At 35.6% G+C, this 11,128-nt stretch carries 9 protein-coding genes; 3 read left to right on the forward strand and 6 right to left on the reverse strand.

Translation table 11 applies throughout. From position 1 onward, the window contains the following. Positions 1-222 precede the first annotated feature (222 nt). Positions 223-519: an isoamylase early set domain-containing protein gene (locus E5D58_RS09430; protein ID WP_136481610.1), complete on the forward strand. Its 297-nt coding sequence runs from the start codon at positions 223-225 to the stop codon at positions 517-519. A gap of 59 nt (positions 520-578) precedes the next feature. On the opposite strand, the gene E5D58_RS09435 is transcribed toward E5D58_RS09430, so the two are convergent. The 5 genes from E5D58_RS09435 to E5D58_RS09455 all read right to left on the reverse strand — a co-directional run bounded on the left by E5D58_RS09435 (position 579) and on the right by E5D58_RS09455 (position 5,666). Further along, positions 579-1,403, reverse strand: coding sequence for a thymidylate synthase (locus tag E5D58_RS09435; protein WP_136481611.1), 825 nt, complete (start codon positions 1,401-1,403; stop codon positions 579-581). Between the two features lie 202 nt (positions 1,404-1,605). Next, positions 1,606-3,132, reverse strand: coding sequence for a NupC/NupG family nucleoside CNT transporter (locus E5D58_RS09440; RefSeq protein ID WP_235835886.1), 1,527 nt, complete (start codon positions 3,130-3,132; stop codon positions 1,606-1,608). Positions 3,133-3,141: 9 nt separating this feature from the next. Beyond that, positions 3,142-3,765 carry a bifunctional nuclease family protein gene (locus E5D58_RS09445; protein WP_136481612.1) on the reverse strand — a complete coding sequence of 208 codons (624 nt, stop codon included), beginning with the start codon at positions 3,763-3,765 and terminating at the stop codon, positions 3,142-3,144. A gap of 119 nt (positions 3,766-3,884) precedes the next feature. Beyond that, complete coding sequence (locus tag E5D58_RS09450) at positions 3,885-4,844, reverse strand: electron transfer flavoprotein subunit alpha/FixB family protein (protein ID WP_136481775.1); 960 nt, start codon at positions 4,842-4,844, stop codon at positions 3,885-3,887. 75 nt (positions 4,845-4,919) lie between these two features. Next, the gene (locus tag E5D58_RS09455) at positions 4,920-5,666 is read right to left on the reverse strand and encodes an electron transfer flavoprotein subunit beta/FixA family protein (RefSeq protein ID WP_136481613.1); all 747 of its coding nucleotides are present in this window, start codon (positions 5,664-5,666) and stop codon (positions 4,920-4,922) included. A 360-nt stretch (positions 5,667-6,026) separates the two neighbouring features. Between E5D58_RS09455 and E5D58_RS09460 the strand changes: the two genes are divergently transcribed. Next, positions 6,027-7,004: a pyruvate dehydrogenase complex E1 component subunit beta gene (locus tag E5D58_RS09460; protein WP_136481614.1), complete on the forward strand. Its 978-nt coding sequence runs from the start codon at positions 6,027-6,029 to the stop codon at positions 7,002-7,004. Positions 7,005-7,068: 64 nt separating this feature from the next. Further along, positions 7,069-9,570: a DUF5686 and carboxypeptidase-like regulatory domain-containing protein gene (locus tag E5D58_RS09465; protein ID WP_136481615.1), complete on the forward strand. Its 2,502-nt coding sequence runs from the start codon at positions 7,069-7,071 to the stop codon at positions 9,568-9,570. A gap of 84 nt (positions 9,571-9,654) precedes the next feature. On the opposite strand, the gene metK is transcribed toward E5D58_RS09465, so the two are convergent. Further along, the gene (gene metK / locus E5D58_RS09470) at positions 9,655-10,911 is read right to left on the reverse strand and encodes a methionine adenosyltransferase (protein ID WP_136481616.1); all 1,257 of its coding nucleotides are present in this window, start codon (positions 10,909-10,911) and stop codon (positions 9,655-9,657) included. Between the last annotated feature and the right edge of the window lie 217 nt (positions 10,912-11,128).

Below are 11,128 nucleotides of genomic sequence, written 5' to 3' on the forward strand. Positions count from 1 at the left end.
GTTAAGTATGCTGAAAATCAGTAAAAAAGACTGTTTTTTTGATTAAGAATTATATAATTATTATGCTAATTTTTTTATAGACTTCAATTTTTTGGGAAGTCATATTAGCAAATTGATAATTCTTTAGAACTATAGGTTACTGATTACCTTTGGGTTAAAAAATGTTTATAAATTTGTGGTATAAAAAAAGAATCAAAATAGATTATATCAAAAAATTATATTATGGCAATTAAGAAACAATTTTTAAAGAGTAAACCAGTTTGTAAAGTAACTTTTTCTTTACCTGCAGAGGATGCAAAAAAAGTATCGGTTGTTGGGTCTTTTAACGACTGGAATGAAAAGAAAGCAGTTTTGAAAAAATTAAAAAATGGTACCTTTAAAGGGACTGTTGATTTAGAAACTGGAAATTCTTATGAATTCAAATATGTTGTAGACGGCGTTTATGTTAATGACGAGGCTGCTGATGCTTATGCATGGAATGATTATGCAGGTGCAGAGAATGGCGTTATAAATATTTAATTTACCCTGGTAAAACTTAACTTAAAAGGCACCTTTTTACAAAAAGGTGCCTTTTTCATTTATACAGCTACAACACCTTTTATATGGGGGTGTGGGTTGTAATCTTTTAAAGTAAAATCTTCAAAGGTAAAATCGAAAATATCTTTTATATCAGGGTTTAAAATCATTTTAGGTAGGGGCCTGATATCTCTTGATAGCTGCAACTTTAGCTGCTCATAGTGATTGCTGTAAATATGCGCATCGCCAAATGTGTGAATAAATTCACCAGCCTCATAGCCGCATACCTGAGCCATCATCATTGTAAATAGTGCATATGATGCAATATTGAATGGAACTCCCAAAAATATGTCTGCACTTCTTTGATAGAGTTGACAAGATAGTTTACCATCGGCCACGTAAAACTGAAAAAAGGCATGGCATGGCGGAAGCGCTGCTTTTCCGTTAGAAACGTTTTCACTAAAAGAAACAGATGTGTCTGGTAGCACTGATGGATTCCAAGCAGAAACCAACATTCTTCTGCTATCTGGATTGTTTTTAAGAGTGGTAATAACTTCTTTAATTTGGTCTATTTCATCACTATTCCAATTACGCCATTGATGCCCATAAACGGGTCCCAAATCACCGTTTTCATCTGCCCATTCATTCCATATTCTTACCCCGTTTTTGGTAAGATAATCAATGTTAGTATCACCTTTTAAAAACCATAATAGTTCGTAAATTATCGACTTTAAATGTAATTTTTTTGTGGTCACCATAGGGAAACCTTCGCTCAAATCGAAGCGCATTTGATAACCAAATACACTTTTTGTTCCAGTGCCAGTACGATCGCTTTTTTCGTTGCCGTTCTCTAAAACATGCTTTACTAGGTCGTGGTATTGTTTCATATGCTATTCCTAGTATACATAGGAATTTTGGTTTAAAATTATACGTATTTGCAGGTCATAAAATTTTATGATTGCAGCATTGCAATTTAACAAAAAGACAAATTACTATTTTGAGAGAAAAGTATATAGATATTAAAAGTTATTAACGAGAAGCTAAATGGGTTAAAGGTTTTTTAAAACCTGTAGTGTTTGGCATTCTAAATTAGCCGATAATCATTCCAGCAATGGTTGCTGAAACAAGCGATGCTATGGTGCCTCCAATGAGTGCTTTCATGCCAAATCTAGATAGGGTTTTACGTTGCCCAGGAGCCAAAGATCCTATACCTCCAATTTGAATGCCAATAGAGGCAAAATTAGCAAACCCGCAAAGCATATAAGTGGCCATAATTATTGATTTTTCATAACGAAGGTGTAAAGCGTTTGAAGCATCTTTTAAGTCTGCTAATTGAATATATCCTATAAATTCACTAGCAGCCAACTTAATTCCAAGTAATTGACCCATCAAGGCCATGTCTTCTTTGGCAACACCAATAAGCCACATGAGTGGAGCAAAGGTGTAGCCCAAAATTAGCTCAAGTGATAGGTTTTCATAAGTAGTATTGGAAGCGATGAAATTATTTAAAGAAGTGATGTCTCCAATCCAACCTAAAATACCATTAAACATAGCAATAAAAGCAACAAAAACTAAGAGCATGGCGCCTACGTTTACCGCTAGTTTTAATCCTTCTGTGGTGCCGTTTGCAATGGCGTCTAAAAAGTTTGCTCCAATTTTTTCTTGAGAAACAGACACATCTGTGTTTACTCTGGCCGTTTGAGGATATAATATTTTTGAAATCACTATGGCGCCTGGAGCCGCCATTACTGAGGCTGCTAATAAATGTTTAGCATAGAAAAGGCGCAGGGCTTCATCACTTCCTCCAAGAAACCCAATATAGGCTGCCAGAACAGCACCAGCCACAGTGGCCATACCGCCAATCATAACCAGTAGCATTTCAGATTTGTTCATTTTTTCGAGGTATGCCTTTATTAACAGCGGGGCTTCTGTTTGTCCTAAAAAAATGTTGCCTGCCACACTAAGGCTTTCTGCTCCTGAAATTTTAAGTCCTTTAGAAAGTAGCCAAGCCATGGCTTTGACAATCTTTTGAATGATACCTAAATAAAAAAGAACTGAAGTTAATGCCGAAAAGAAGATAATAGTTGGAAGTACCTGAAAAGCGAAAATAAAACCGAAAGTTTCCATATCTACTACCAAACCCTCAAATAAAAATTTACTACCAGCTCTAGTGAAGTCTAAAACGCTAACAAATAAACTACCTATAAATTCAAATACATTTTTTATTAGGTCTATTTTTAAAACGCCTATAGCTATAAATAATTGAAAGGCTAGACCTAATCCTACAATACGCCAGTTAATTGCTTTTCTGTTGCTGCTAAAAAGTAAAGCAAGGCAAACTAAAGAGAGCATACCAATGAGGCCTCGGAATAAGCTATTCAATGAAAATCCTTGGTTTGGGATAATGGTTTTGGTTGTTGACTTTGGAATATCAAGGGCTGAATCACTAGTAACCTCAGTCTTGTGGGGTTTCTCAAACGATAATGTTGTCGAGTCTATTAACGTGGTTTTTTTAACAGGACTACTAATTATAGGATCGCTTTTGTCATTTTGCGCCTTAGCATTTAAAGAAAATAAGATGCAGGAAGCAACAAAAAACAAAAAAAGCCTTTTCATAATGCTGTATTACTCACGTTTTGAAATTTCATCTCTAATGCGGGCTGCTTTTTCGTAGTCTTCATTAGCCACTGCTTCATCCAACAGTTTTTTTAGCTCTTCAATGGATTTACCTTTAAAGCTTTCTTTAGGCTGATCGGATTCAAGTTCATTGGTAACCAATTCATCCATTAAGATACTATCTTCGTTTTCTTGGTTGGTATCTTCTTTTTTAGGGTTAACTTTTAAATAAATACCGGCCTTATCTAGTATGTTTTTATAAGTAAAAATAGGAGCTTGAAAACGCAGGGCTAAGGCAATAGCATCACTAGTTCTAGCGTCAATAATTTCTTCAATTTTATCACGTTCACAAATAAGACTTGAATAAAAAACACCGTCAACTAACTTGTGAATAATTACTTGTTTAACAACAATATCAAATCGATCAGCAAAGTTTTTAAATAAGTCGTGGGTTAATGGTCTTGGCGGGCTAATTTCTTTCTCTAATGCAATGGCAATGGATTGCGCTTCAAAAGCACCAATTACTATTGGAAGTTTTCTGTCGCCATCTACTTCATTCAAAATCAAAGCATAAGCCCCATTTTGGGTCTGGCTATAAGAAATGCCCTTAATATTTAATCTTACTAAACTCATAATAGTTAAAAACGCAAAGAACCACTTAATTTAGAACTTTACCAACTGCTAATGCAGAAATAGGTATAAAAAGCTAAATTAAGCAGTTCTATCGTCGATTACAATTTAATATTCTTTTTTTATTGCTGAGATTTAAACGCTTTTAATTTTTCTATGAGTTCTGGAACCACCTGAAAGGCATCGCCAACAACGCCATAATCGGCTGCTTTAAAGAAAGGAGCTTCAGGGTCTGTATTGATAACAACCTTGGTTTTGGACGCGCTTACCCCGGCTAAGTGCTGTATGGCACCAGAGATCCCAATGGCAATATACAGGTTTGAAGCAACAGGTTTTCCGGTCTGTCCAACATGTTCACCATGGGGCCTCCAGCCCAAATCAGATACTGGTTTTGAACAGGCGGTTGCTGCACCCAATACATGGGCTAATTCTTCAATCATACCCCAATTCTCAGGACCTTTTAAGCCTCTTCCACCAGATACAACTATTTCGGCATCTGCTATGGTTACCTTGTCACTTGCTTTATCGACAGATTTAACAGAAATGCCAGATTCAGGTAAGGCAGGTGCAAAATCTTCTACGCTGGCACTCGCACTATTTTCAACGATACCAAAGGCATTATTTGAAACACCTAATATTTTTATTTTGGTATTTATTTGTGTCAACTCAAATGCTTTGTTTGTAAAGGCATTGCGTTTTACAGTAAATGGACTTGTGTTTGAAGGTTCAGCAATAACATTTGAAGCATAACCAGCCTCTAGCTTAACGGCTAAAAGTGGGGCTAAATATTTACTATCGGCACTAGAACTTACAATAACAACCTGTGCAGATTCCCGCTCTGCAGCTTGTTGAATAATACTAGCATAGGTGTGCGCATTAAAGTCATTTAATGAAGGGTTGCTCACATTCAAAACTTTATCGACCCCAAAGTTTCCTAAAGGAGAAGCATCATTTACGTTTATGGAAATTGCTGTAACCGAAGTGCCTAATTGATCTGCTACGGCTTTAGCATAAGAAGCCACTTCAAAAGCTGCTTTTTTAAAAGTTCCTTGATCTGATTCTGTATATACTAAAACGGACATAATTTGTGTTTTGTCATCCTGAGTATACTCAGGGTTCATTAATTTATTTTTAAGATTCCTTACAAGCCTAAAGGTTTATATTACCTTAGCTTCATTATGAAGTAGGTTTACCAATTCGTCTAAGTTGTCTGGTTCTACTAACGTTACGGCACCTTTTGGGGCTGGTTTCTCAAACGAGACCGACGATGTTGCTGCATCTGCGCTTGTAGGTTCAACAATGTTTAAAGGTTTTTTACGTGCCATCATTATGCCACGCATGTTAGGAATACGTAGGTCGCTTTCTTCAACTAAGCCTTTTTGTCCACCAATAACCAAAGGTAAAGATGTGGATACTGTTTCTTTTCCTCCATCAATTTCTCTGGTTGCTTTTGCGTTGTTACCATCTATGTCTAGGCCAATGCAGTTGTTTACAAAGTTGGCATTGATTAAACCTGCAATCATACCAGGAACCATACCGCCATTATAGTCTATAGACTCACGACCAGCAATTACTAAATCGTATTCCCCTTCTTTAACCACATTGGCTAGTTGTTTGGCTACAAAAAAACCATCTGTTGCTGTTGCATTTACCCTTATGGCGGCGTCTGCACCAATAGCTAAAGCTTTTCTTAAGGTTGGTTCAGTATCAGCTCCTCCCACGTTTACAACAGTAACTTGAGCTCCTTGTTTTTCTTTAAACCACATGGCACGAGTTAAACCAAATTCATCATTTGGGTTTATTACAAACTGAACACCATTGGTATCAAATTTTGTATCACTTTCGGTAAAGTTAATTTTTGAAGTAGTGTCTGGAACATGACTAATACACACTAATATTTTCATCTTTTTGTCTATTAAAAGGTCTAATTTTTTGTGGCAACGAAGTTACTTATTTTATTCCATATTTTTACTATGCATGCATAGTAAAAATATAATAATTTCTATAATTGCAATAAGTTTTTTTTGAAAAAGCTATCTCTCGCCCATTTTTTTGACGTTCGCCGTAACAAATATCTTTTCGAGTTAGAAAATGCTTTTTAATGTCTTGCATAGTTTTTCTAATTCGTAGTTTTTTCTATTCAAGGCAGGTTTATTTGAAAATTTGCAAAGGAAATAGCTTATTTTTATCTTTTTTGAAATTACTTTTTAACGGAAGTGTTATGAAATATTCCTATTTTTGCAATTCGATTTAAAATAAATTTAATGAAGACAATTCAATTTAGAGAGGCTGTTTGCGAAGCCATGAGTGAAGAAATGCGCAGAGATGAAAGCGTATATTTAATGGGAGAGGAAGTAGCGGAATATAATGGTGCATACAAAGCATCCAAAGGAATGTTAGATGAGTTTGGTCCAAAGCGTGTAATTGATACGCCTATTGCCGAGCTAGGTTTTGCAGGTATTGCTGTTGGATCGACTATGACTGGCAATAGGCCTATCGTAGAATACATGACGTTTAATTTCTCGTTAGTTGGAATTGATCAAATTATTAATAATGCTGCAAAAATCAGACAAATGTCTGGTGGTCAATTTAAATGTCCTATCGTATTTCGTGGGCCAACAGCTTCTGCGGGTCAATTAGGAGCTACACACTCTCAAGCATTTGAAAGTTGGTTTGCAAACACACCAGGACTAAAAGTTATTGTACCTTCAAATCCATATGACGCTAAAGGATTGCTTAAAGCGGCCATTAGAGATGACGATCCGGTTATTTTTATGGAAAGTGAACAAATGTATGGAGATAAAGGTGAGGTACCAGAAGGTGAGTATATTGTGCCTATTGGAGTTGCCGATATTAAGCGAGAAGGAACAGATGTAACCATTGTATCTTTTGGTAAAATAATTAAAGAGGCTTACAAAGCAGCCGATGAATTAGAGAAAGAAGGTATTTCTTGTGAAATTATAGATTTGCGTACTGTTCGTCCAATGGATAGAAAAGCTATTGTTGAATCTGTTAAGAAAACAAATAGATTAGTCGTTTTAGAAGAAGCTTGGCCGTTTGGAAATGTTGCTACAGAGATTACGTACTTGGTACAATCTGAAGCATTCGATTATTTAGATGCACCAGTAGTAAAGATAAATACAGCAGATACCCCTGCACCATATTCGCCGGTATTACTAGCAGAATGGTTGCCAAACCATGAAGATGTTATAAAAGCTGTTAAAAAAGTAATGTATAAATAATATAACTTTTTTTACGTTATATAAACTTCATTAACAATATTTGTTGATGAAGTTTTTTTGTGTTATGAAATTAAGATTACTCATCGCCTTACTAGTTTTTGGAGTATGTGCCTCGTTTGCGCAAACCAAAGTTAGCGGTTATGTTTTTGATGTTAACAAAGAACCTGTTGCTTTTGCTAACGTAATTTTTTCTGGATCGACCGAGGGAACAGTCACTAATGAAAACGGTAAGTTTTATTTAGAGTCTGACGAAACTTGGGGTAGCTTGTCTGTGTCGTTTTTGGGTTACGAAACACTAAAGATTTCATTAAGCAAAAAAGTAAACTATAATTTGGAGTTAATTCTCAAAGAGGAAGCTGCTCAATTAAACGAGGTTGTTATTGTTTCAGGTAAACAACCTAAAAAGAATAATCCAGCCATCGATTTACTAAGGAAAATCTGGTCTCATAAGCGTAGTAATGGACTTAGGCAGTTTAAGCAATATCAGTATGACAAATATGAAAAGGTAGAATTTGATCTTAATACTGTAGATAGTGCTTTAATGAAAAGCAAACTTTTTCGAGGTATGGAGTTCGTTTTTGATAAAGTAGACACCTCACGAGTTACAGGGAAAACGTATTTGCCCATTTTTATAAATGAGGCCGTTTCAAAAGTGTATGGGGATAATAGTTTAAATAAAACTAAGGAAGTCTTAGAAGGAAATAAAAACTCTGGATTTAGTGATAATCAGGTTATAATTGATTTTATTGGCGATTTGTACTCAGATTTTAATGTGTATGACAATTATTTAAAGTTTTTTGATAAAAGTTTTGTAAGCCCGCTGTCTAGAACTGGTATTAGCACTTATAACTATGTATTGATGGATAGTGCCTATATTGATAATAAGTGGTGTTACAATATTGTATATTATCCACGACGTAAAAACGAACTCACTTTCAAGGGAGATTTTTGGGTGGCAGATACCACCTACGCCATTAAGGATATTAATTTACAGGCTTCTAAAAGTGCAAACATAAACTGGGTAAAAGAGATTTATATAGAACAGGAATTTGAAGTGCTTAATGACTCACTTTTTTTGATAAAACGTGACTATATGATGTCTGAGTTTGCTTTAAATAAAAAGGAAACATCTAGAGGGATTTATGGTAAGCGTACCACATTGTTTGATAATTACCAGTTTGATATTGAGAAGGAAAGGAAGTTTTATGAAAAGGAGGTTAATTTCTACGACAAAGATGTTTATGATAGAAGTGATGATTTTTGGGAAGAAAAGCGTTTAGAAGATTTAAATAAAGATGAAAGGGGCGTGTATAAAATGTTAGATACGCTCAAAACGGTGAAGAAGTTCAAGCGGCTTTATAATTTGGGAAGTGTATTGGCTTCAGGATATATAGAATTTAATTCGTTGCCATTAGATTATGGCCCTCTATTTTCTTCTGTTGGGTTTAATGAAGTTGAAGGTTGGCGGTTGCGCACTGGAGGGAGAACGTATTTTGGAAGAAACGATTTATGGCGAATAGAAGGTTTTTTAGCGTATGGTTTCAAAGATGATAAGTTTAAATATGGTATTTCAGGAAAATGGCTCATTGATAAGAAGAATAGGCTTATCGTATCTGGAGGGAATCGCCGCGATGTAGAACAAATAGGTGCGAGCTTGACGTATTCTACAGATGTTTTGGGCAGAAACCTTGCGTCTTCAGGTATTTTCACGACAGCACCTAATGATAAATTAACCGACATTAATTTAACAACATTAGCTTTTGAAATTGAGCCTATAAAGAATGTGGTATTTAAATTAGGAGGGAGTTACAGAACCCTTAAATCGGCTTCACCTACCTTTAGTTTAGACTATTTTGACCCCAATTCTCCTACTGGTATTTCGTCTGAAACCAAACAATATGAAACAGCCTTATCAGTGTCTTATTTTCCTGGAAGGAAAATGACAGGTTATGGTGTTGAGAGGTTGCATGCTAACGATGACTATGCACAGCTTTTTGCGCAAGTAAGCAGAGGGATAAAGGGGCGATTAGGGAATGATTTTGATTATACCAAAATTCAATTTAGATATTTACAACCATGGCAAATTGGCGGATTTGGTAGGTTATATACAACTGTGGAAACAGGAAAAACATATGGCGTAGTGCCTCTTGGCTTATTAAGTGTTATACCTGGTAATCAAAGTTATTGGTCTATATACAATACATTCTCTCAAATGGATTTTTATGAGTTTGTAACAGACTCATATTCAGCCGTTCATATTGAACATAATTTTAACGGGCGTTTGTTTTCTAGAATTCCGGTGATAAAAAAATGGAATTTAAGAGCGATTGCTGGTTTTAGAACCGTTATAGGATCGATTTCTCAAGAAAATAAGGATGTTAATGCTTCTGGTTTAGAGTATGTTGCGCCAAACGAAGTACCGTATTATGAGTATAGTGTGGGTGTTGGAAATATTTTCAAGGTGTTTAGAATCGATTTTAATTTCCGAGGAAATTATTTAAACCCAATAGACAATCCTAATGCTAGAAAATTTGGAGTCACAGGGTCTTTTGGTTTTCAGTTTTAAGACCTATTGTAAAATACATGAGTCATAAGACTAAAAAAGCCCTATAAGTAACTAATTATAGGGCTTTTCATGTTTTTTATTTATCTACTTAATATCAAACGCAGCCTTTACTTGATCTACATAATCTAATTTTTCCCATGTAAATAGTTCTACTTCAAGAGTTTTAGAATCGCCATTTGGTTGAGAAAAGGTTTTAGTTACTTTTTCATTATTGCGGCCCATATGTCCGTATGCAGCTGTTTCGCTATACATAGGTGAACGTAGTTTTAGGCGTTCCTCTATAGCAAATGGTCTCATGTCAAAAATTTCAGAAACTTTTTCTGCAATTTCTCCATCGGTTAAATTAAAAGGACAGGTGCCATAGGTGTCAATAAAAATTCCCATAGGTTCTACAACACCAATAGCGTAGCTAACTTGTACTAAAACTTCATCTGCTAAACCGGCAGCAACTAAATTTTTAGCAATATGTCTAGTGGCATAGGCGGCACTGCGGTCTACCTTACTGGGGTCTTTCCCTGAAAAGGCTCCGCCTCCATGAGCACCTTTGCCTCCGTAAGTATCTACAATAATTTTTCGACCAGTAAGTCCAGTATCTCCATGAGGTCCACCAATTACAAACTTTCCAGTTGGGTTAATATGATATGTAATGTTATCATTAAAAAGCGTTTGAATGTTTTCGGGAAGCTTTGCTTTGACTCTTGGAATTAAAATGTTGACAATGTCTTTTCTAATTTTTTCAAGCATGGCATCATCATCGTCAAAATCGTCATGTTGAGTGGATACCACAATGGCGTCAATGCGTTGAGGTACGTTATCGTCGCTATACTCAATGGTTACTTGGCTTTTTGAGTCGGGCCTCAAATAGGTTATGTCACTATTTTCACGACGTAATTCGGCAAGTTCCTTTAGAATTAAGTGTGACAAATCTAGTGCAAGAGGCATGAAATTTTCAGTCTCGTTGGTTGCATATCCAAACATCATACCTTGGTCTCCAGCACCTTGCTCTTCTTTACTGCCTCTATCGACCCCTTGGTTAATATCTTCAGATTGCTCGTGAATAGCGGATAGAACACCACATGAATTTCCATCAAACATATATTCTCCCTTGGTATACCCTATTTTGTTTATAGTGTCTCTTGCAATTTTTTGTACATCTAAATAGGTTGTGGATTTTACCTCACCGGCAAGAACTACTTGACCTGTAGTAACTAAAGTCTCACATGCTACTTTAGATTCTTTATCGAATGCTAGAAAATTGTCAATTAGAGCATCGCTAATTTGATCAGCAACTTTGTCTGGATGTCCTTCAGAAACACTTTCTGAAGTGAATAAATAAGCCATATTCTATGTTTTATGGGTAAGATTTGACGATAATAACGTCGCAGGGAGTTTTCACTGCCTTTAGCATTTTTAATCCCTCAATTAATGAGGAGTTTCACGTTTATAAATTTAAACCTGAAAAGAGGTTGCAATCAGTCAAATCTTTCCTCTGTTATTTGGTCCGCAAAAATAAAAAAATATAAGTAAATATCTACTAGTTTTGTTTTTTTTCTATTGA

This window comes from Cognatitamlana onchidii (genome assembly GCF_004804355.1).
In the GTDB taxonomy this organism is placed as follows: Bacteria; Bacteroidota; Bacteroidia; order Flavobacteriales; family Flavobacteriaceae; genus Cognatitamlana; species Cognatitamlana onchidii.

Coding starts and splice junctions, on each gene's coding strand:
- E5D58_RS09430 (WP_136481610.1), top strand. CDS start 223: ATGGCAATTAAGAAACAATTTTTAAAGAGTAAACCAGTTTGTAAAGTA.
- E5D58_RS09435 (WP_136481611.1), bottom strand. CDS start 1,403: ATGAAACAATACCACGACCTAGTAAAGCATGTTTTAGAGAACGGCAAC.
- E5D58_RS09440 (WP_235835886.1), bottom strand. CDS start 3,132: ATGAAAAGGCTTTTTTTGTTTTTTGTTGCTTCCTGCATCTTATTTTCT.
- E5D58_RS09445 (WP_136481612.1), bottom strand. CDS start 3,765: ATGAGTTTAGTAAGATTAAATATTAAGGGCATTTCTTATAGCCAGACC.
- E5D58_RS09450 (WP_136481775.1), bottom strand. CDS start 4,844: ATGTCCGTTTTAGTATATACAGAATCAGATCAAGGAACTTTTAAAAAA.
- E5D58_RS09455 (WP_136481613.1), bottom strand. CDS start 5,666: ATGAAAATATTAGTGTGTATTAGTCATGTTCCAGACACTACTTCAAAA.
- E5D58_RS09460 (WP_136481614.1), top strand. CDS start 6,027: ATGAAGACAATTCAATTTAGAGAGGCTGTTTGCGAAGCCATGAGTGAA.
- E5D58_RS09465 (WP_136481615.1), top strand. CDS start 7,069: ATGAAATTAAGATTACTCATCGCCTTACTAGTTTTTGGAGTATGTGCC.
- metK (WP_136481616.1), bottom strand. CDS start 10,911: ATGGCTTATTTATTCACTTCAGAAAGTGTTTCTGAAGGACATCCAGAC.